This window comes from Gymnodinialimonas ceratoperidinii (assembly GCF_019297855.1).
GTDB lineage: Bacteria > Pseudomonadota > Alphaproteobacteria > Rhodobacterales > Rhodobacteraceae > Gymnodinialimonas > Gymnodinialimonas ceratoperidinii.
In genome coordinates this window covers 24,733-43,344 of record NZ_CP079194.1, presented here as the reverse complement: position 1 = coordinate 43,344, position 18,612 = coordinate 24,733, and the positions used below count along the sequence as shown (strand labels likewise).

The following is an 18,612-nucleotide window of genomic DNA, read 5'->3' as shown; positions in this document are numbered from 1 at the left end:
ACGATGTCGTCTTCTTCTTCCGACCCGACAGATGAACAGACCATCGAGCCGAGGCCCTCGCCCACGCCCACGGCGCTGGACCTCGGGCTCTACGCCCGCGCCGACGCCGGACCCCGGATCACCGGGATCGAGATCGCGGCAATCATCGTCTCGCTTCTGTGGATCGTGGCCGTGGTGGTTCTGGGGCTCAGCGGCGGCGGCGAGGAAGAGGCCGAGGCCGCCCCTACCGGCCTGTCGCAGCTCCTCTCGATCCTGGCAGTGATCGTGCCGCTGGCGCTGATCTGGGTTGCCGCGATGGCCGCCCGGACGGCGCGGGCGTTGCGGCAGGAGGCCGCGCGGCTGCAAGCCTCCATCGATGCGATGCGGGCGGCCTATGTGGAACAGCAGCAACGCCAATCGATGGAGATGAAGCCGGATCTTGTACAGAAGCTCGATGACCTCGTTGCCGCGCAGCAGGCCGCAGACACCAAGCTTGCCACCTTCACGTCGCTCCGGTCCGTGGCACCTGCCGAAGTGCGCGCCGCGGTGTCGCCATCCGCAAGCGAGGCAGAGGCGGCACAACCGCAACCGGCCCTCGGTCTGGTTCAGGAAATCGAAGCCGAGCCGATCTCGGTCGCCGATTTCATCAAGGCACTCAATTTCCCAGAGAACGAGCACGACAAGGAAGGTTTCCGTACGCTGCGCCGTGCCTTGGAAGACCGCGCGACAGAGCGGCTGATCCGCGCCTCGCAAGATGTGCTCACGTTGCTCTCGCAAGACGGCATCTACATGGATGATCTGCGCCCCGACCGCTCGAAATCCGAGGTCTGGCGGCGCTTTGCGAAGGGGGAGCGCGGACGGCCCATCGCCGCGCTTGGGGGCATCCACGACCGCTCGTCGCTGGTTCTGGCGGCCGGACGGATGCGGAAAGACCCGGTGTTTCGCGACGCGGTTCACCATTTCCTGCGCCACTTCGACCGCACCTTCATGGAGTTCGAGAAGAACGCCAGCGACGAGGAAATCTCGCATCTTGCCGACACCCGCACCGCGCGCGCCTTCATGCTTCTAGGCCGCGTGACAGGCACCTTCGACTGACGCCCGCGCGGCCGAAGGCTTTTGCAAAAGCCTTCTGCAAATCCTTGCAAGGATTTGACCTGTCAGGCGCGCGGGGGGCGCCCCTTGTAGACAGGCAGGCTCCACCCGAACAGGAGCGAGCCTGCGCGCAGACCGAAGGTGACAAAGATGCAGATCACCGTTGGCCATGCCGCTTCCGGCGAGAGGAACCGCGCTCCCAGAAGGGATGCGGCCGCACCGGCGAAGGCGGCGGTGACGTAGAGCTCCCCCTGTTTCAGGACCAGCGGCACCTCATTGGCGACCACGTCGCGCATCAGGCCGCCGAAGGTCCCGGTGGCGACGCCCATGACAAGGACCACACCCGTGCTCACCCCGGCTTCCCGTGCGACGGCGACCCCTGCCGCGACCGCGATGGCAAAGGCGCCCGCGTCGAGCCAGATCAGCCACTTCAGGCGCGATTCCATCAAATGCGCAGTGAAGAAAACCACCACGGCCGCGGCCATCGCAACGGCGAGCGGTGTTGCGTCGGCGATCCAGAACACCGGGTCCCGGTCCAGCAACAAATCGCGCAGGGTGCCGCCCCCCACCGCCGTGAGGCAGGCGAAAAAGATGAACCCCACGATATCAAGCTGAGCCCGCGACGCGGCCAGCGCCCCTGTCAGCGCGAAGACCAGCACCGAGGCGTAGTCCAGTGTCAGCGTGATACCCATTCAGCCACGCTTCGATTTCTTGAACGGCGCCATGCCCGCGCGTGCCAATTCGTCGGCGCGCTCGTTGCCCTCGTGACCGGCATGGCCCTTGATCCATTCCCAGGTCACGTTGTGCCGCGCCTGCGCCTCGTCCAGCCGCTGCCAGAGGTCTACGTTCTTCACCGGCTTCTTGGTCGAGGTCTTCCAGCCGTTCCGCTTCCAACCATGCATCCAGCCGGTGATGCCGTTCTTCACGTAGGCGCTGTCGGTCACGATGGTCAGGGTCGAGGGACGCTCCAAGGCCTCCAGAGCCGAGATCGCGGCCAGAAGTTCCATGCGGTTGTTGGTGGTGTCGGCCTCGCCGCCCTTCAACTCGCGCTCCTTGATGATCGTCTCGCCATCCTTGGCGCGCATCAGGGCGCCCCACCCTCCGGGGCCGGGATTTCCGGAGCAGGCTCCGTCGGTGTAGGCAATCAGGTCAGGCATCGTCGGGAGCTTTCGCGTGGAGCAGGGTGAAAGGATCATGGGTGCCGGCTAGGCCGGGCTCCGCGCCGTCTACACGGTGGGTGAGGGTGAGGCCAAGCCCGGTCAGCATCGCGATAAGCTCCTCTGCCGTGAAATAGCTGTAATGCCGACCGAGGCCGTCGCGTGCTTCACCCTCTCCGGTCTTCATGCCGAGAAACAGCACGCCCCCGGGTCGCAAGGCATGGGCGAGCGCGCGCAGATGGCGCGGCACCTCTGCACGCGGCGCGTGGAGCAGGCTGAAGCTGGCCCAAATGCCGTCGTAGGCGTCATGCGCCGTGATGTCGTCAAACGTCCCGAGTTGGGCGGAGACGCCCCGGGACACAGCCGCATCCACGAAAGCCGGGGTCGCGTCGATGCCGTCCACCCTGTGGCCAAGCTCCATCATCGCGCGGGCATGCAGGCCCGGGCCACAACCAAGATCGAGAATATCGGCCGCGGCAGGCAAGGCGGCGGTGAAAACCTCCAGCGCTTCTGCCTGCGTCGGGGTGATCCCCATGCCGGCGTAGGACTCCGCGCGGGTTTCATAGACGGAGATGGTTTTATCGTCGCTCATCGGGCAGGGGCCTCTACGTGCTGAGGGGGGACGGACGCCTCACGCACGCTCCAACGCGAGCCGCCCTGCCAAGAGGGCGAATATCGCCGCGAAGGAGCGGTTCATCCACGCCATGATCCGTGCGGAGCCGAGGATGTATCGGCGCGCCGTCGCGGCGAAGAGGCCATAGAGCACGAAGACAGCGAAGGTCATGGCCATGAATATGGCGCCAAGGATCAGCGTTTCCTGCGTCACGGTGGCCGGGTTGCCGGACAGGAACGGGGTCAGCAGGGACAGGAAGAAGATCGACAGCTTCGGGTTGAGGATATTGATCAACGCGCCGCGTCTGGCGATGGCCGGCCCCGGCTCGACGCGGGTCGAGGGCTCGACGTTCAGTGCGCCGCCCGAGCGCAACGCCGACCATGCGAGGTACAGAAGATAGCCCACGCCGAGGAATTTCACCACGTTGAAGAGGAGCGCCGAGGCATGGAGGACGGCGGCCAGGCCGAGCGTCGCAGCCAGCAGATGCGGGACGATGCCAAGCGTGCAGCCCAAGGCCGCCCAGAGCGCCGCGCGACGACCGCGCCCCAATCCGAGCGCGAGGGTATAGAGCACGCCGGTTCCCGGTGCGATCACCACGACAAGCGCGGTCAGAAGAAACTGGGTGGAAATCATTCGGCGGGCTTTCGGCTATCGGATCAGGACAGCGTGTCGAAGCGCGGCGAAGCTGTCAATCTGGCTCGGAGCGTGCCGGCTGTGCCAGGTCGGGACCGGTCCGAAAGAAACTGACGTCGTTGGTGAAGATACTGTCCGGGACGAGGCGGATCAGGCGCCCGTTCGGATCGTCGATGCGGGCGACATTCTGGACAAACCACGGGTTCTGCGCCTCCTCTGGCCCGAGATACCGGCGCAGGAGCCTCCGGAAGAGCGCGGTGTCCATCGGCTCCACCGTTGCTGTGCCGCGCAGGCCGAGATGGCGCAGCAGGCCCGCTTCGTTGTCGTAATCCACGATCTCGACCGCGACCTGGGGATTGGCCTCCACCCGCGCTGCACTGCTGGCGCCCGCGTCCGACAGCATCCACAGAGCCTCCGCCTCCCACGCGAACCAGACCGGCGCGTTGCGCGGCGCGCCCTTGTCCGAGACGGTGGAGAGAATGGCGATGAGAGGGCGAGACAGGACGATCTGCGGATCAAACGGGTGGGGCAAGGTCGGCTCGTTTCCGTCGCGAGAAAGGGTTCATGGCGCAGGGCAGGAGTTTGGTCGAAAGACGTTTCGTATTGGGAAAGGTCAGGACTCGCGCCGCGAACCGGGTGCGAGTTCTTTTACAAAAATAATTAGACCGGTGCGAATCCCTCGGATAGCGTGACGTTAGGCAACCTGCGGGAATGTACGCAGAAAGGGCCCGGATGTTGCCTGTAAAAAATTGCTTTTGAGCAATAAAACATGGGGACAAATTATGAAGTTAGTGATCGGACTTGATGGTCAGAGTTCAGGCGAAAAGGCCTTGGACTTTGCCAAGAACGTCGCGGCGAGCAGTGAGAATTGTGAGCTGATCGTCGTTTATGTGATCGAATGGTCACCGTTTTCTTTCCAGACCGCAGAGGAAAATGCGCAGCGCCACAAGCGTCGCGAAGAAGAGATTTCCATCGCGAGAGAACGGGTCGTGGACCCCGCTGTCGCCTCGCTTCAGGCGGCGGGCTTGAACGCCCGCGCGGTTGTGCGCCACGGAGATGTGGCCGACACGATCGACAAGGTCGCTCACTCCGAGGGCGCCACCCAGATCGTCGTCGCCCGCTCCAGCGCGGGTGGGATCTCGCGGCTGTTCGGCAGCTCTACCGCCAACCTTGTCATGAACGCGCGCGTTCCTGTCACTGTCGTCGCATAAGGAGCAGTACCAATGAAAAAAATGTATTCCATCATATTGGCCGTTGCGACCTACATGGCCCTCATCACGCCCACCTGGGCTCAAGACGCGGCGGTCTCGCTGGACGAGCGGGTGAACCAGGCTTTCGCCAACTCGACGGGCTGGTTCGTCAACTTCATCTTCATGTCGATCCCGGGCACCAACTTTCCGTGGATCGTGCTGTGGCTGGTGATCGGCGCGACCGTTTTCACCATCTACTTCGCCTTCGTTCAATTCCGCTTCTTCGGCCATGCGATCAGCCTGGTGAAAGGCGACTACTCGGACCCCAATGATGCGGGCGAAGTCAGCCACTTTCAGGCGCTGGCAACGGCGCTTTCGGGCACTGTCGGCCTCGGAAATATCGCGGGCGTCGCGGTCGCCGTGGGCATCGGCGGGCCGGGGGCGACGTTCTGGATGATCCTTGCGGGTCTTCTGGGCATGGCCTCGAAATTCACCGAATGTACGCTCGGCGTGAAGTACCGCAACGAGTATCCGGACGGCACCGTTTCAGGTGGCCCGATGTACTACATCTCCAAGGGTTTCGGAGAGCTGGGGCTGCCCGGTGGCAAGATCCTCGCGGTCTTGTTCTCGGTCTTCTGTATCCTCGGCGCGCTTGGGGGCGGCAACATGTTTCAGGCCAACCAGGCCCATGTGCAGATCACCCAGATTACCGGTGAGTTCCCGGGCTGGATCACCGGCCTGCTGTTCGCAGCCGTGGTCTTCGCGGTCATCGTGGGTGGCATCAAGTCCATCGCGCGCGTGACCGAGAAGATCGTACCCTTCATGGGCCTGCTTTACGTGGGCGCCGCGATCATCGTCCTTGCGGTGAACTACGACATGATCGGCTGGGCCTTTGGCCAGATCTTCGCCGGAGCCTTCACCGGGTTGGGCGTTGCGGGCGGTTTCGTCGGCGCGTTGATCCAGGGCTTCAAGCGGGCCGCCTTCTCGAACGAGGCGGGCGTGGGTTCTGCGGCCATCGCCCACTCGGCCGTGCGGACCAACGAGCCGATTACCGAAGGATTCGTATCCCTGCTCGAGCCGCTGATCGACACGGTCGTGATCTGCACGATGACGGCTTTGGTCATCATCATTTCGCAGCAGTTGGTCATCGATCAGGCGACCGGCAATTACATGCTGAACGAGACCGGCACGGCGATCGAGACCGTGGGCGGGACCGGCGGTGTGGCCCTCACGTCGGCAGCCTTCGGATCGGCCATCGGTTGGTTCCCCTACGTTCTGGCCATCGCCGTGGTCCTCTTTGCCTTCTCCACCATGATCTCGTGGTCCTACTACGGCCTGAAGGCCTGGACCTACCTGTTCGGTGAGGGCAAGACGACCGAACTGGTCTTCAAGCTCATCTTCTGCGCGTTCATCGTGATCGGTGCAGCCGCGAGCCTTGGTCCGGTCATCGACTTCTCTGACGCGGCGATCTTCGCGATGGCGGTGGTCAACATCTTCTGCCTCTACTTCCTGATGAAGATCGTGCGGGCAGAACTGCAGTCCTACGCCGCACGCCTGAAGTCGGGCGAGATCAAGAAATACACCCACTAAGGCGGGATTGAATAAGGGGAGGGGCCGCGGCGGAAGCTGCGGCCCTTTCGCGTTGTCCGAGGGTCAGGCAGGCTCGCGCAGCACGCGCGGCACCTTGAATTCGACGTTTTCGACCGCCGTTTCGACCAATTCGCGGGTGACGTCGAAGCGATCCTCGAAAGCCTGAATGACCTCTTCGATCAATACCTCGGGGGCAGAGGCCCCGGCGGTGATGCCGAGTGTCTTGATGTCACCCAAGGCGCGCCAGTCGATGTCCGAGGCGCGTTGCACCAATTGGCTGTACGCGCAACCGGCGCGCGAGCCGACCTCGACCAATCTCCGCGAGTTCGAAGAGTTCGGCGCCCCGACAACCAGCATCGCTTCGGCTTTCGGTGCCATCGCCTTTACCGCCTCCTGACGGTTGGTTGTGGCGTAGCAGATGTCTTCCTTGTGCGGGCCGACGATGGCCGGGAAGCGGGCTTGCAGCGCCGCCACGATGTCGGTCGTGTCATCGACCGAGAGGGTGGTTTGCGTTACGAAAGCTAGCTTCGACGGGTCACGCACCTCGACCTTTGCCACGTCCTCGACGGTTTCGACCAACAAAACCTCACCCTCGGGCAGTTGGCCCATGGTGCCAATCGTCTCGGGGTGGCCCGCATGACCGATCATGATCATCTGCAGGCCGTTCTCGGCGTGGCGCTGCGCTTCGATATGAACCTTGGAGACCAGCGGGCAGGTGGCATCGACGAAAATCATCTCGCGCGCCTGCGCGGCCTGCGGCACCGATTTCGGCACCCCATGGGCCGAGAAAATGACCGGGCGGTCGTCGGGGCAATCGGAGAGCTCTTCGACGAAGATCGCGCCCTTGGCCTTCAAGTCGTCGACCACGTATTTGTTGTGTACGATCTCGTGGCGCACGTAGACCGGCGCGCCCCACTTCGACAGCGCCATCTCGACGATCTTGATTGCCCGGTCCACACCCGCGCAGAAACCACGGGGGGCGGCGAGGTAGATCGTAAGGGGGGGCTTGGTCATGGTGCGGGTCTCCTGTCGGGCTCTAGGTAAGGTGTGGCTCTGGCCTCGTAAAGAGATGGAACCTCCGGCCTCGCCGTGCTTGGTTGCGTCGACAGCCAAAAGGAGAACCGAAACATGCTGATGCCACGCCAACCCGTTCCTTCCCTCTCGCTCCCGCTTGTCGGTGGGGGAGCCTTTGATCTGGCTGAGGAATCTTCGCCGCGCGGCACGGCCATCTGCTTCTATAGGGGCCTGCATTGCCCGATCTGCGCGAAGTATCTCGAAGAGTTTGAAAAGCTGGCAGATGATTTCGCCGAGCGCGGCGTCGGGACCATCGCGATCTCCAGCGACGGCGAGGAGCGCGCCGCCGAGATGAAATCCAAGATCAATGCCGAGAAACTGCGCTTCGGATATGACCTGCCCTTGGCCAAGGCCCGTGAATGGGGGCTCTATATCTCGACCTCCAAGGGAAAGACCTCCATCGGCATCGAGGAACCCGCCTTGTTCTCGGAGCCGGGTCTGTTCCTGATCAACCCGGACAACACGCTGTATTACATGTCGGTGCAGACGATGCCCTTCGTTCGTCCGCATTTCCGCGAGCTTCTGGGGGCGGTCGATTTCGCCATCGAGAAGAACTACCCCGCGCGCGGTGAATATACCGGCGAAGTCTGAGCCCGATGGCGGAGGCCCGACTGACCCGCTCTGACCTCGCGGCCATCTGCGCCGCGGGGGAACCTATGACGCTTGACGGCAAGGATCTGTCAGGGGCCGACCTCTCCGACCTCGATCTGTCGGGCTGGCGGTTCGAAAGGTGCACGCTGTCACGCACCTCCTTCAACGGTGCCGTGCTGGAGAGCGCCGTCTTCGCCGGCTGCCGTGCGGCGGGGGCGACGTTTCTGAGCGCGGATCTGCAGGAGGCGGAGCTAACCGGCGGCGACTTCAGCAACGCGGACTTTCGGGGCGCAACGCTGACGTCCGCGCGACTTGCCGGCTGCAAGATGACGGGCGCAAACCTGTCGGACGTCCGGGCCATCGGGTGGGAATTGGAGGAAGTGCTGCTGAACCTCTCCGTCATCGCCAATGTCTCGTTTCGGAAGATGACCCTGACCCGCATCGACCTGAGCGAGGCGGACCTGACACGCTGTGACTTCCGCGAAACGGGCTTCACGGAGTGCTCCTTGCGCGGGGCAGGCTTGACCGAGTGCGGGTTCGAGAAGGCAGATCTTCGGGGCGCCGACCTTGGCGGTGTCCCATTGACCGACGCGCGCAGGATGAGGGGCGCGGTGATCTCCAAGGCACAGGCGGCGGACCTGCTGGGGCAACTGGGCTTGCAGGTTATCTGAGCCAGAGCGGCTGACGCGGCGCGGCGGCTGGCCGTGAAGCTTCAACCGCCGCGCTGCGTCTCTTGTCCGATGTTCAGTCGACCGTCTCGGCCGCATCCTCATCGTTGTCCTGCGAATAGGAATCGGCACGCGGTTCACGCGGAGGGCGGCCAATGGCGTCCTTCAGGTCCATCAGTTCGATGAAGTTGTCGCACTGGCGACGCAGGTCGTCGGCGATCATCGGCGGCTGGCTGCGGATCGTGGAGACCACAGACACGCGGCACCCCTTGCGCTGAAGCGCCTCGACCAGCGGGCGGAAATCGCCGTCGCCCGAGAAGATCACGATGTGATCGACGTGCTCGGCCGCCTCCATCGCATCGACGGCAAGCTCGATGTCCATATTGCCCTTCACCTTGCGACGGCCCTGGCTGTCGGTGAATTCCTTGGCGGGCTTCGTGATCATGTTGAAGCCGTTATAGTGCAGCCAATCCACCAGCGGGCGGATCGGCGAGTAGTCATCATTCTCCAGCAAGGCTGTGTAGTAGTTCGCGCGCAGCAGTTTCCCGCGCTGCATGAACTCTGACCGCAGCAGCTTGTAGTCGATGTCAAAGCCTAGCGACTTCGCGGCCGCATAGAGGTTCGAGCCATCGATAAACAGCGCAAGGCGTTCGTCCCGGTAAAACATATTGTGTCCAATGACCGTGAGTGAGTGTATGGAACCGATTGCTTCAAAAGTCCGGGGGATGGCCGGGGCAATCAACTAGTAGCTCGCCTATATGTAATGGCAAAATGACAGGATCAAGAATGTTATCTGAAAGTGACGCTAGGACAGGTCTTGTCGCGCTGGGGGCAAACTTGCCGATCGGCGGAGTGTCGCCCGAGGTCAGCGTGCCGAAAGCCATGGCGCGGCTCGTCGCTCGCGTGGGCGGAAAAGCGTCATGCAGCGGCCTTTATCACACGCCGGCTTTTCCCGCCGGATCGGGGCCGCAATTCGTCAACGCGGCGGTGCGGATCACGTGGCGCGAGAGTGCCGAAGCCCTGCTTGCGCTGCTGCACGAGATCGAGGCCGAGTTCGGTCGAACCCGCGCCCACAGGTGGGAAGCCCGCGTCATGGACCTTGATTTGATTGGATTGGACGACGCGATCCTGCCCGATGCCGCAACCCGCGCCGAATGGGCAACGCTGCCGCCCGAGAAGGCTGCGGAGGTTGTGCCCGACCAGTTGATCCTGCCGCACCCGCGACTGGCGGAGCGGGGCTTCGTTCTGGTCCCGCTGGCCGATGTGGCGCCCGATTGGGTTGACCCTGCCACCGGCCTCTCGGTATCGGAAATGCTCGCGGCGCGCCCCGCCGAGGAACTGGCGCAGATCACCCCGGTACCCGCTTCGGCCGCCTAGAGGCGCTGACGTGGGCGAATCTGGTTGCGAATAAGCCTCTGCGTGCTTATGTAGCGCCTTTAACCCCTAATGGTTTCTAGTCTCTGGAGTGCCCCATGGCCCGCGTCACGGTTGAAGATTGCGTCGATAAGGTCCCGAACCGGTTTGAGTTGGTGATGCTTGCGTCCCACCGTGCCCGTGAGATCGCCGCCGGCGATCCGCTGACCATCGACCGCGACAACGACAAGAACCCCGTTGTTTCCCTGCGCGAAATCGCGGACGAGACCCAAAGCGCCGATGACCTGCGCGAGCGTCTGATCGAGTCGCACCAGACCCAGATCGAAGTCGATGAGCCGGAAGAAGACGCCATGGCGCTTCTGCAGGGCGTCGAGCAGGATCGTCCGGCAACCGATGACATGAGCGAAGAGCAGATGCTCCGCGCCCTCATGGAAGCGCAAGGCCAGAAGTGAAGGCCGAAAGCGGGCTTTCCCCGGCCTCGGCCGGTGGCCCCTCGGGCGCAGACGATGCCATCGATGTCGATGACCTGCTGAGCCTGATTCGCGCGTACAACCCGAAAACCAAGGAGGCGTTGATCCGCGACGCCTTCGCCTATGGCGCGCAGATGCACGAGGGGCAGACGCGCCATTCCGGTGAGCCCTACTTCACCCACCCCGTTGCCGTCGCGGCGCTCCTGACCGAGCAACAGCTCGACGACGCAACCATCGTCACCGCTCTTCTGCACGACACGATCGAGGACACCCGCTCCACCTATGGCGAGGTGGCCGAGCGTTTCGGCCCCGAGATCGCCGAGCTGATCGACGGTGTGACCAAGCTGACGAACCTGCAGCTCAGCAACCGCGAGAGCAAGCAGGCCGAGAATTTCCGCAAGCTGTTCATGGCCATGTCCAAGGACCTGCGGGTGATCCTCGTGAAGCTGGCCGACCGCCTGCATAACATGCGCACGATCCGCCACATGCGCCCCGACAAGCAGCGCCAGAAGGCACAGGAGACGATGGATATCTACGCGCCGCTCGCCGGCCGGATGGGTATGCATTGGATGCGCGAAGAGCTGGAAGACCTCTCGTTCCGGGTGATGAACCCCGAGGCGCGCTCTTCCATCCTGCGCCGCTTCATCACGCTGCAACGCGAATCGGGCGACGTGATCCCGAAGATCACCGACGACATCGAGGCCGTGCTGGAAAAACACGGCGTCCGCGCGCAGGTCTATGGGCGGGCGAAGAAGCCCTACTCGATCTGGCGTAAGATGCAGGACAAGAAGCTCGCCTTCTCGCGCCTGTCGGACATCTACGGCTTCCGCGTGATCACCACGACCGAGGACGAATGCTACCGCATCCTCGGCGCGATCCACCAACGCTGGAAGTCGGTGCCCGGGCGCTTCAAGGATTACATCAGCCAGCCGAAGTCGAACGGCTACCGCTCGATCCACACCACGGTCTCAGGCCGCGACGGCAAACGGGTGGAGGTGCAGATCCGCACCCGCCAAATGCATGAAGTGGCCGAGGCCGGCGTCGCCGCCCATTGGGCCTACCGCGACGGCGTGCGCGCCAAGAACCCCTTCGCAGTCGATCCGGCCAAGTGGCTCGAGGCGCTGAACGAACGCTTCGAGAATGCCGAGGATCACGACGAGTTCCTCGAGCATGTGAAGCTCGAGATGTATTCCGACCAGGTGTTCTGCTTCACGCCCAAGGGCGACGTGGTGAAGCTGCCCCGCGGGGCCACGCCGATCGACTTCGCCTATTCGATTCACACCCGGATCGGTCATTCCTGCGTCGGGGCCAAGGTCGACGGGCTGCGCGTCCCGCTCTGGACCCGGCTGAAGAACGGTCAGTCGATCGACATCATCACCGCCGAGGGTCAGACCCCGCAGGCGACCTGGATCGACATCGCCACCACCGGCCGCGCCAAGGCGGCGATCCGCAAGTCCCTGCGCGAGGTGGATCGCGACCGCTACATCAAGCTCGGGCGCGAATTGGCGCGCGTGGCTTTCGAGCATGTTGGCAAGAAGGCGACCGACAAGGCGTTGGCGACGGCCGCCAAGGCGCTGATGCTGGAAGACGAGAACGAGGTTCTGGCCCGGATCGGTTCGGCCGAGTTGAGCGCGCGCCAGGTGGTGACGGAGCTCTACCCCGAGCTTGCCGCGACGGAAGACGAGGCCGCCGTCGAGGGCGCCCGCGCCGTCATCGGCTTGCCCCCCGGCGCACGAACCCTGCGCGCGCAATGCTGCCAGCCGGTCCCCGGGGAGCGGATCGTCGGCATCGCCTATCATGGCAAGGGCCCCATCGTGCATGCCATCGATTGCCCCGCGCTGGAGGCTCTGGAAGACCAGTCCGACCGTTGGATCGACCTGCATTGGACCGAGGGTCGCCACGCGCCCGTGCACAACGTCACGGTCGAGGTAACACTCTCCAACGGGATCGGCGTTCTGGGCCGGATCTGCACCCTGATCGGCGAGCAGAATGCCAATATTTCCGACCTCCACTTCATCGACCGGAAGCCGGATTTTTTCCGTCTTCTCATTGATATGGACGTGCGTGACGCCGAGCATCTGCACGCCGTGATGATGGCGGTCGAGGCCGATTCCGACGTGGCCGCCCTAGATCGGTTTCGTGATCTGGACCGTAGACCCTAAGAGGTCCATATCTAGGGCAGACGTGGCCTATGGACGGGCTGCGCGAGGAGGCGCTCCGCGTGTTCAGACGCCGCGACTACAGACCGTGGTATCAATTCATCCTCGAGGCTCTCTGGCCGCGGGGAGGGTGGCTGCGTGCGGCGCAATATGTGAAGCATCGGATGCGGCGTCTTCCGGGAACGCCTGAACAGATTGCCCGCGGTGTCTTCGCCGGGGCGGTGACGGTCTTCACCCCTTATTTTGGTCTGCATTTCGCTATCGCGGCCTTGCTGGCGCGCGTCATGCGCGGCTCGATCTTCGCCGCGCTGCTGGCGACATTCATCGGCAACCCCCTCACCTACGTGCCGATCGCGGCCCTGTCGCTGAACCTTGGTCATTTCCTGCTTGGGACGCGGCCTACGATCGGGGTCAATGACAGCCTGTTCAGCCGCTTCGCCGGCGCCTCGCGCGACCTTTGGCACAATTTCATTGCGCTTTTCACCGATGAACGCTCCCACTGGGATGAGTTGCAGTTCTTCTGGGATACGGTGATCTGGCCCTGGACCGTCGGCGGTATCATCCCCGGCCTGATCTGTGGCATCATTTGTTATTACCTGACGGTGCCGGTCATCCGGGCCTATCAAAAAAACCGCGCGGCGCGGCTGCGCAAGAAGATGGACAAGCTCCGCCGGCAAGCGGAAGCGGCAGAGTGAGGCGCTATGGATAAGCTGCGATTGGGCGTTAACATCGATCACGTGGCGACCCTGCGGAATGCACGGGGCGGCGCGACGCCCGACCCGGTGCGCGCCGCGCTGCTGGCCGAGAAGGCAGGCGCCGACGGCATCACCGCGCATCTGCGCGAGGACCGGCGCCACATCCGCGATGCGGATATCGCGGCGATCATGGAGGCGATCTCGATCCCGCTGAATTTCGAGATGGCGGCCACCGACGAGATGCAACGGATCGTCCTCTCGCACCGCCCCCACGCCGCCTGCATCGTGCCGGAGCGCCGGGAGGAGCGGACCACCGAGGGCGGGTTGGAAGTTGCAGGCGACGACAATCGCCTGGCAGAGTACATCGCGCCGTTGCGCGACGCCGGCATCCGGGTCTCGCTCTTCATCGCCGCCGACTGCGCCCAGATCGAAGCCGCCGCACGGATCGGCGCGCCCGTGATCGAGTTGCACACCGGCGCCTATTGCGACTTCGCCGCGGAGGGCGACACTTCCGCCCGCGACGCAGAGCTTCAACGGCTGATCGACGGGGCGAAACTCGGCGTCGACTTGGGGCTCGAGGTGCACATGGGCCATGGTTTGAACTATGAAACCGTCGCACCAATCGCGGCCCTGCCGGAGGTGGCAGAGTTGAACATCGGCCATTTCCTGATCGGAGAGGCGGTCTTCGTCGGCCTCGAAGCCGCCATGGCAGAAATGCGCGCGCGCATGGACACCGCGCGCGGATGAACCGGAGGATGCCGATGCGAATTACATCACTTGCCACTGCCGCCCTGCTGGCATTCGGGGCCCCCGCCCAGGCCTTCATGGTCGCGCCCTGCGGGCCGGAATTCACCCCTTTGACGATCACCGAGCCCTGGGAGGAGATGTCCCGCACCTTCGCCAACGGCGCGATCCGCGTGTTCGAGATCTTCATCGATCCCAACGTGGCCTCCGGCGCGGCCCTCGGCATCCTGCATCCGATCCCCGCCTCGGAGGGTGGCCCCTACAGGACATGCACCGCTATCTACGCAGGCCACGACCACCGCTATTTCGGACAAGCCTATGTGAGCGAGGCCACGGCTGTGTATGATGCTTCCCTTGGCCTGATCGTGACGATCCCGGTCTCTTTCACCGACGGCAGCCGGCGGATGCTCCGCTTTGCCGTCAATCAGGCCACCGGCGTTGTGAGCCTCCTGTGATCCTCGGCATCGGCACTGACATTGCGAACATCGAACGGATCGAGCGCACGCTGGAACGATTTGGCGATCGTTTCCGAAACCGGGTGTTCACCGACCTCGAGCAGGCCCGCGCCGAGCGGATGCCCGAGCCCGCGGCGGTTTACGCCAAGCGATGGGCGGCGAAAGAGGCCTGCTCCAAGGCGCTCGGGACCGGGCTGCGCATGGGGATCGCGTGGAAGGACATGGCCGTGCGGAACCTCCCCTCCGGGCAACCCGTGGTCGAAGTGACGGGCTGGGCGCGCGAACGGCTCGACCAGATGACACCCGAGGGCTACGGGGCGACGATCCATGTGACGTTGACGGACGATCATCCCTGGGCCCAGGCCATGGTGGTGATTGAGGCGCTCCATCCTGAAGAGGAAGAGCTGCGGCCGCATCTGGGACGCAGGGAGCGTCGCAAGTTGAGTTGACCTGGTATTTCGGGGGGCCAGCCCCCCGACCCCCCCGCCGTATTTCCGAAAAGATGAAGGAGGGGCGGAGACACCGTGCCGGTGCTGTCGCTTGACTTGTTCGGGGTGACGCGGGCAAATGCGCCCCGAGGTAACAGAGTAGCAAGGAAAGGCGGCCCCATGGCAGAATCTGAGGGCGGCGTCATGGAGACGGTCAAGACCGTCGTTTGGGCGTTGGTGATCGCGGGCATTTTCCGCACGCTGTTTTTTCAGCCGTTCTGGATTCCCTCCGGCTCGATGAAGGATACGCTGCTGATCGGAGATTTCCTCTTCGTGAACAAGATGGCCTACGGCTATTCGCGCCATTCCTGCCCGTTCTCCATGTGCCCGTTCGAGGGGCGGATTTTCGGCTCGGATCCGGAACGCGGCGATGTGGTCGTGTTTCGCCATCCGACGAATGGCACGGACTTCATCAAGCGTGTGATCGGCCTGCCCGGTGATCGGGTGCAGGTCATTGACGGCGTCTTGCACCTGAATGGAGAGCCCGTGCGCCTGACGCCGGAAGCACCGTTCGAGGAGATTGCCGAGGCCCAGGGCCCACAGGGGCACATGCCGCGCTGCGCCAACGCGCCGGTGGGGGCCGGTGGCATCTGTGCGAAGGAACGCGCGACGGAAGAACTGCCGAATGGCGTGACCCATTCGATCCTCAACATCCAGGACGGCTCGCGCGGTGACAACACGCCCGAGTTCGTCGTGCCCGATGGACATTTCTTCGTCATGGGCGACAACCGCGACAACTCGATCGACTCGCGCTTCCCGCAGTCGATCGGGGGCGTGGGTTTCGTCCCGTCCGAGAACCTTCTGGGCCGCGCCGACCGGGTGATCTTCTCTTCTGCCGGTCAGCGGATGATCTACTTCTGGACATGGCGCTCGGACCGCTTCTTCCGGGCCATCGAGTAATCGCAATGAAACCCTCGCGGGAGCTTTTGGCCTTCATGGACCGGCTGGGTTACGTCTTTGACGACCCCTCCCTGCTCGCGCGCGCGCTGACGCATTCATCGCTTTCGTCGCCCACCCGTGGCGACAACCAGCGCCTTGAGTTCCTGGGCGACCGGGTTCTGGGGCTCGTCATGGCCGAAGCGGTTCTCGCCGCCGACGAAAACGCCAAAGAGGGCACGCTCGCCCCGCGCTTCAACGCACTCGTCCGCAAGGAAACCTGCGCTGACGTTGCCCGACAGATCGACCTCGGCGCCGCCATGCGCCTTGGCAAATCAGAGATGTCCGCCGGCGGCCGCCGCCGCATGGCACTTCTGGGCGACGCGATGGAGGCGGTCATAGCGGCCGTCTATCTCGACGGAGGGTTCGTCGCCGCGCGTGATCTCATCAACCGGCTCTGGGCGCAGCGCGTCGATAGCGTCGAGGAAGATGCCCGCGACGCCAAGACCGCGCTGCAGGAATGGGCTCAAGCCCGCCGCATGCCGCCCCCCGCCTATACCGAAGTGGCGCGCTCCGGCCCCGACCACGCGCCCGTGTTCCGGGTGCGGGTCGAGCTCTCCTCCGGACAGCATGCCGAAGCCGAAGCCAAGGCGAAGCGACAGGCCGAACAGATGGCGGCCAAGGCCCTTCTCGCCCAAGTCGAGCGCCCTGCCTGACGCTCTGGGCACGACGCTCCTGCTTCATCTTGGCCAATACAACTCAATCCCACCCTCTCCCCACGCGCCAACCGTGCCGTTGAAGCGCCCCTTTGCGTCGCGCGCCGTTTCCGGCTATGGCCGTGTCAGCCCATCCTGAGGATCGCCCCATGACGACACGCGCCGGTTTCATCGCCCTGATCGGAGAGCCCAACGCGGGTAAATCCACCTTGCTCAACAGGATGGTGGGCGCGAAGGTCTCGATCGTCACGCACAAGGTGCAGACGACGCGCGCGCGCATTCGGGGGGTCGCGATCGAGGGTGACAGCCAGTTGGTTTTCGTGGATACGCCGGGCCTCTTCCGCCCGCGTCGCAGGCTCGACCGCGCCATGGTCGCCGCGGCTTGGTCCGGCGCGGCAGATGCAGACGTTGTGGTTCTGCTGATCGAGGCGCACCGTGGCTTGACCGAGGGCGTGCAGGCCATTCTCGACGGTCTCAAGGAGCGCACCGACGACCGGAAGGTGGCGCTGGCGATCAACAAGATCGACAGGGTCGAGGCGCCGGTGCTCCTGAAGCTGACCGAGGACCTCAACGCTGCCTATCCCTTCGACGAGACCTACATGATCTCGGCTGAAAAGGGCCACGGCGTCGAGCAGCTGCGCGCGTGGTTGGCGCAGGAGGTGCCCGAAGGCCCTTGGCTTTACCCCGAGGATCAGATCGCCGATCTGCCCCTGCGCATGATCGCCGCCGAGATGACGCGCGAGAAGCTGACTCTGCGCCTGCATCAGGAATTGCCCTACCAGCTGACGGTAGAGACCGAGGCTTGGGAGAACCGCAAGGACGGGTCTGCGAAGATCGATCAGGTCATCTATGTCGCCCGGGACGGCCACAAGGGCATCCTGCTCGGCAAGAAGGGCGAAACGATCAAGGCCGTCTCCAAGGCCGCTCGCGAGGAGATCGCGGAGTTCGTCGGCCACCCCGTGCACCTCTTCCTGCAGGTGAAGGTGCGTCCCGGTTGGCTTGAGGAATCCGAGCGTTATTCCGAGATGGGCCTCAACTTCAAAGACGGGAACACGTGAGCGGCCCGCGGCTGACAGCCGATTTCTGGGTCGCCGCCTATCTGGCGCGGCTACGCGGGGCGGATATCCCGGTATTCATCGTGGCGCGCGGTGACGCGACGGCTGGCGCGGTGCTGGTCAAGCAATCCCCGCTCGACGGCACTGCGACGCTCTACCAGCGCAGCTTCGACCCGATGACCGGTGCCCGCGAATGGATGGTGTTGACGGAAGGCGCAGAGGCCGAGGTCGACGCCGCAATCACGCGCCAGCGCAGCTTCGATCCGGATCTTTGGGTGATCGAAGTGGAAGATCGCGCCGGGCGTCATTTGCTCGATGAGCCGGGCCTCGATTGATCAGCGGTCCGCGAAGCGGGCAAACAGGACGAAGATGATCCCGCCGATCACAAGAACGACCATCAGCCCTGCGAGATTGATCGCGACCTCTGTCGGGGTCTTTTCCGCCAGATCCATGAACGGATAGGGATAGATGCCGTCCGCATCGCCGCGTGCCAGTGCGTAGGCAATGTAGACGCAGGGCCAGACGATGAAGGTCGGGAGATCGCGGAAGCTCAACTGACGCTTCGGCGCAAAGACGATCCACCAGAGCAGGCAGGCAAGCGGCACGACGGTGTGCAGCCCCTGATTGGCCCAGATGCCTACGCCCTCGAAGACGGTGATCCCCGCCAGAAGCGTGTGATAGACCGCGCCCACCAGAAGGATCGCGAGGGTCAGCGCGGCGACCCAGGCTGAACTGATGCCGTTTCGTCGAACGGCCGCCATGGTGAAGGTCACCGCGATCAGGCAATTCGTGAGGATCGTGAAGAAGCGGGCGAGGCCCCAGATCGTCTCGAGCTCGTCGCCGTATCGGCCGCTCTCGAGGTTGTAGAAAAACATGACCACTACGGAAACCGCCGCGACGAGGGCGATGGCCATGGCCGTCCATCTTGCCTGGAAGGGGAGTGCCGGAAACATATTCGAATCATTGGCACGGCTTCTTTCGATTTTCTACCGG

24 protein-coding genes are annotated in these 18,612 nt (G+C 63.9%); 16 read left to right on the top strand and 8 right to left on the bottom strand.

All coding sequences use genetic code 11. The features are described 5' to 3' along the window. Nucleotides 1–3: 3 nt before the first annotated feature. Nucleotides 4–1,074: a hypothetical protein gene (locus KYE46_RS00250; protein ID WP_247716875.1), complete on the top strand. Its 1,071-nt coding sequence runs from the start codon at nt 4–6 to the stop codon at nt 1,072–1,074. A 62-nt stretch (nt 1,075–1,136) separates the two neighbouring features. On the opposite strand, the gene KYE46_RS00245 is transcribed toward KYE46_RS00250, so the two are convergent. The 5 genes from KYE46_RS00245 to KYE46_RS00225 are packed head-to-tail and all read right to left on the bottom strand — an operon-like array spanning nt 1,137 to nt 4,006. After that, complete coding sequence (locus KYE46_RS00245) at nt 1,137–1,763, bottom strand: trimeric intracellular cation channel family protein (protein WP_219002586.1); 627 nt, start codon at nt 1,761–1,763, stop codon at nt 1,137–1,139. Next, nucleotides 1,764–2,228 (bottom strand): ribonuclease HI, encoded by a 465-nt coding sequence (gene rnhA, locus KYE46_RS00240; RefSeq protein WP_219002584.1) that lies wholly within the window; start codon nt 2,226–2,228, stop codon nt 1,764–1,766. Further along, entirely contained in the window at nt 2,221–2,820 is a 600-nt protein-coding gene (locus KYE46_RS00235; RefSeq protein ID WP_219002583.1) for a class I SAM-dependent DNA methyltransferase, read from the bottom strand. Before KYE46_RS00235 ends, rnhA begins: the two co-directional genes overlap by 8 nt. Before the next feature lie 39 nt (nt 2,821–2,859). Then, the gene (locus tag KYE46_RS00230; protein ID WP_219002582.1) at nt 2,860–3,474 is read right to left on the bottom strand and encodes a LysE family translocator; all 615 of its coding nucleotides are present in this window, start codon (nt 3,472–3,474) and stop codon (nt 2,860–2,862) included. Nucleotides 3,475–3,529: 55 nt separating this feature from the next. Beyond that, a complete protein-coding gene (locus KYE46_RS00225) occupies nt 3,530–4,006 on the bottom strand; it encodes a pyridoxamine 5'-phosphate oxidase family protein (RefSeq protein WP_219002581.1) in 477 nt (158 codons plus the stop codon). A 250-nt stretch (nt 4,007–4,256) separates the two neighbouring features. On the opposite strand from KYE46_RS00225, the gene KYE46_RS00220 reads away from it, so the two are divergent. Together KYE46_RS00220 and KYE46_RS00215 are read left to right on the top strand one after the other, a co-directional pair. After that, nucleotides 4,257–4,685 carry a universal stress protein gene (locus KYE46_RS00220; protein ID WP_219002580.1) on the top strand — a complete coding sequence of 143 codons (429 nt, stop codon included), beginning with the start codon at nt 4,257–4,259 and terminating at the stop codon, nt 4,683–4,685. Nucleotides 4,686–4,697: 12 nt separating this feature from the next. Beyond that, a complete protein-coding gene (locus tag KYE46_RS00215) occupies nt 4,698–6,254 on the top strand; it encodes an alanine/glycine:cation symporter family protein (RefSeq protein WP_219002579.1) in 1,557 nt (518 codons plus the stop codon). Between the two features lie 63 nt (nt 6,255–6,317). Here the strand turns inward: KYE46_RS00215 and ispH are convergent, their stop codons facing one another. Further along, nucleotides 6,318–7,268, bottom strand: a complete 951-nt coding sequence (gene ispH / locus KYE46_RS00210; RefSeq protein ID WP_219002577.1) for a 4-hydroxy-3-methylbut-2-enyl diphosphate reductase — start codon at nt 7,266–7,268, stop codon at nt 6,318–6,320. 114 nt (nt 7,269–7,382) lie between these two features. Between ispH and KYE46_RS00205 the strand changes: the two genes are divergently transcribed. Then, on the top strand, nt 7,383–7,919 hold the full coding sequence (locus KYE46_RS00205; RefSeq protein WP_219002574.1) for a peroxiredoxin-like family protein: 537 nt from the start codon (nt 7,383–7,385) through the stop codon (nt 7,917–7,919). Nucleotides 7,920–7,984: 65 nt separating this feature from the next. Next, nucleotides 7,985–8,590, top strand: a complete 606-nt coding sequence (locus KYE46_RS00200; protein ID WP_247716874.1) for a pentapeptide repeat-containing protein — start codon at nt 7,985–7,987, stop codon at nt 8,588–8,590. Nucleotides 8,591–8,663: 73 nt separating this feature from the next. On the opposite strand, the gene KYE46_RS00195 is transcribed toward KYE46_RS00200, so the two are convergent. Beyond that, nucleotides 8,664–9,254, bottom strand: coding sequence for a LabA-like NYN domain-containing protein (locus tag KYE46_RS00195; RefSeq protein ID WP_219002570.1), 591 nt, complete (start codon nt 9,252–9,254; stop codon nt 8,664–8,666). Between the two features lie 104 nt (nt 9,255–9,358). On the opposite strand from KYE46_RS00195, the gene folK reads away from it, so the two are divergent. The 11 genes from folK to KYE46_RS00140 all read left to right on the top strand — a co-directional run bounded on the left by folK (nt 9,359) and on the right by KYE46_RS00140 (nt 17,954). After that, on the top strand, nt 9,359–9,964 hold the full coding sequence (gene folK, locus KYE46_RS00190; protein ID WP_346345214.1) for a 2-amino-4-hydroxy-6-hydroxymethyldihydropteridine diphosphokinase: 606 nt from the start codon (nt 9,359–9,361) through the stop codon (nt 9,962–9,964). A gap of 95 nt (nt 9,965–10,059) precedes the next feature. Further along, nucleotides 10,060–10,413: a DNA-directed RNA polymerase subunit omega gene (rpoZ, locus tag KYE46_RS00185; protein ID WP_219002568.1), complete on the top strand. Its 354-nt coding sequence runs from the start codon at nt 10,060–10,062 to the stop codon at nt 10,411–10,413. A 59-nt stretch (nt 10,414–10,472) separates the two neighbouring features. Then, nucleotides 10,473–12,593 carry a RelA/SpoT family protein gene (locus tag KYE46_RS00180; protein ID WP_219004956.1) on the top strand — a complete coding sequence of 707 codons (2,121 nt, stop codon included), beginning with the start codon at nt 10,473–10,475 and terminating at the stop codon, nt 12,591–12,593. Nucleotides 12,594–12,652: 59 nt separating this feature from the next. Further along, entirely contained in the window at nt 12,653–13,285 is a 633-nt protein-coding gene (locus tag KYE46_RS00175) for a DUF2062 domain-containing protein (RefSeq protein ID WP_219002565.1), read from the top strand. 6 nt (nt 13,286–13,291) lie between these two features. Beyond that, nucleotides 13,292–14,032 carry a pyridoxine 5'-phosphate synthase gene (locus KYE46_RS00170; RefSeq protein WP_219002563.1) on the top strand — a complete coding sequence of 247 codons (741 nt, stop codon included), beginning with the start codon at nt 13,292–13,294 and terminating at the stop codon, nt 14,030–14,032. Nucleotides 14,033–14,046: 14 nt separating this feature from the next. Then, nucleotides 14,047–14,484: a hypothetical protein gene (locus KYE46_RS00165; protein WP_219002561.1), complete on the top strand. Its 438-nt coding sequence runs from the start codon at nt 14,047–14,049 to the stop codon at nt 14,482–14,484. Continuing rightward, nucleotides 14,481–14,933, top strand: coding sequence for a holo-ACP synthase (gene acpS, locus KYE46_RS00160; RefSeq protein WP_219002559.1), 453 nt, complete (start codon nt 14,481–14,483; stop codon nt 14,931–14,933). The genes KYE46_RS00165 and acpS overlap by 4 nt, the downstream gene beginning before the upstream one ends. Before the next feature lie 159 nt (nt 14,934–15,092). After that, nucleotides 15,093–15,872 (top strand): signal peptidase I, encoded by a 780-nt coding sequence (gene lepB / locus KYE46_RS00155; RefSeq protein WP_219002556.1) that lies wholly within the window; start codon nt 15,093–15,095, stop codon nt 15,870–15,872. A 5-nt stretch (nt 15,873–15,877) separates the two neighbouring features. Continuing rightward, nucleotides 15,878–16,564: a ribonuclease III gene (rnc, locus tag KYE46_RS00150; protein ID WP_219002554.1), complete on the top strand. Its 687-nt coding sequence runs from the start codon at nt 15,878–15,880 to the stop codon at nt 16,562–16,564. Between the two features lie 149 nt (nt 16,565–16,713). Further along, nucleotides 16,714–17,622 carry a GTPase Era gene (era, locus tag KYE46_RS00145; RefSeq protein ID WP_219002552.1) on the top strand — a complete coding sequence of 303 codons (909 nt, stop codon included), beginning with the start codon at nt 16,714–16,716 and terminating at the stop codon, nt 17,620–17,622. Further along, entirely contained in the window at nt 17,619–17,954 is a 336-nt protein-coding gene (locus tag KYE46_RS00140; RefSeq protein WP_219002550.1) for a DUF1491 family protein, read from the top strand. The genes era and KYE46_RS00140 overlap by 4 nt, the downstream gene beginning before the upstream one ends. On the opposite strand, the gene KYE46_RS00135 is transcribed toward KYE46_RS00140, so the two are convergent. Next, nucleotides 17,955–18,533 carry a Pr6Pr family membrane protein gene (locus KYE46_RS00135; RefSeq protein ID WP_219002548.1) on the bottom strand — a complete coding sequence of 193 codons (579 nt, stop codon included), beginning with the start codon at nt 18,531–18,533 and terminating at the stop codon, nt 17,955–17,957. It lies immediately after the preceding gene. Between the last annotated feature and the right edge of the window lie 79 nt (nt 18,534–18,612).

Coding starts and splice junctions, on each gene's coding strand:
- KYE46_RS00250 (WP_247716875.1), top strand. CDS start 4: ATGTCGTCTTCTTCTTCCGACCCGACAGATGAACAGACCATCGAGCCG.
- KYE46_RS00245 (WP_219002586.1), bottom strand. CDS start 1,763: ATGGGTATCACGCTGACACTGGACTACGCCTCGGTGCTGGTCTTCGCG.
- rnhA (WP_219002584.1), bottom strand. CDS start 2,228: ATGCCTGACCTGATTGCCTACACCGACGGAGCCTGCTCCGGAAATCCC.
- KYE46_RS00235 (WP_219002583.1), bottom strand. CDS start 2,820: ATGAGCGACGATAAAACCATCTCCGTCTATGAAACCCGCGCGGAGTCC.
- KYE46_RS00230 (WP_219002582.1), bottom strand. CDS start 3,474: ATGATTTCCACCCAGTTTCTTCTGACCGCGCTTGTCGTGGTGATCGCA.
- KYE46_RS00220 (WP_219002580.1), top strand. CDS start 4,257: ATGAAGTTAGTGATCGGACTTGATGGTCAGAGTTCAGGCGAAAAGGCC.
- KYE46_RS00215 (WP_219002579.1), top strand. CDS start 4,698: ATGAAAAAAATGTATTCCATCATATTGGCCGTTGCGACCTACATGGCC.
- ispH (WP_219002577.1), bottom strand. CDS start 7,268: ATGACCAAGCCCCCCCTTACGATCTACCTCGCCGCCCCCCGTGGTTTC.
- KYE46_RS00205 (WP_219002574.1), top strand. CDS start 7,383: ATGCTGATGCCACGCCAACCCGTTCCTTCCCTCTCGCTCCCGCTTGTC.
- KYE46_RS00200 (WP_247716874.1), top strand. CDS start 7,985: ATGACGCTTGACGGCAAGGATCTGTCAGGGGCCGACCTCTCCGACCTC.
- KYE46_RS00195 (WP_219002570.1), bottom strand. CDS start 9,254: ATGTTTTACCGGGACGAACGCCTTGCGCTGTTTATCGATGGCTCGAAC.
- folK (WP_346345214.1), top strand. CDS start 9,359: ATGACAGGATCAAGAATGTTATCTGAAAGTGACGCTAGGACAGGTCTT.
- rpoZ (WP_219002568.1), top strand. CDS start 10,060: ATGGCCCGCGTCACGGTTGAAGATTGCGTCGATAAGGTCCCGAACCGG.
- KYE46_RS00170 (WP_219002563.1), top strand. CDS start 13,292: ATGGATAAGCTGCGATTGGGCGTTAACATCGATCACGTGGCGACCCTG.
- KYE46_RS00165 (WP_219002561.1), top strand. CDS start 14,047: ATGCGAATTACATCACTTGCCACTGCCGCCCTGCTGGCATTCGGGGCC.
- lepB (WP_219002556.1), top strand. CDS start 15,093: ATGGCAGAATCTGAGGGCGGCGTCATGGAGACGGTCAAGACCGTCGTT.
- rnc (WP_219002554.1), top strand. CDS start 15,878: ATGAAACCCTCGCGGGAGCTTTTGGCCTTCATGGACCGGCTGGGTTAC.
- era (WP_219002552.1), top strand. CDS start 16,714: ATGACGACACGCGCCGGTTTCATCGCCCTGATCGGAGAGCCCAACGCG.
- KYE46_RS00135 (WP_219002548.1), bottom strand. CDS start 18,533: ATGGCCATCGCCCTCGTCGCGGCGGTTTCCGTAGTGGTCATGTTTTTC.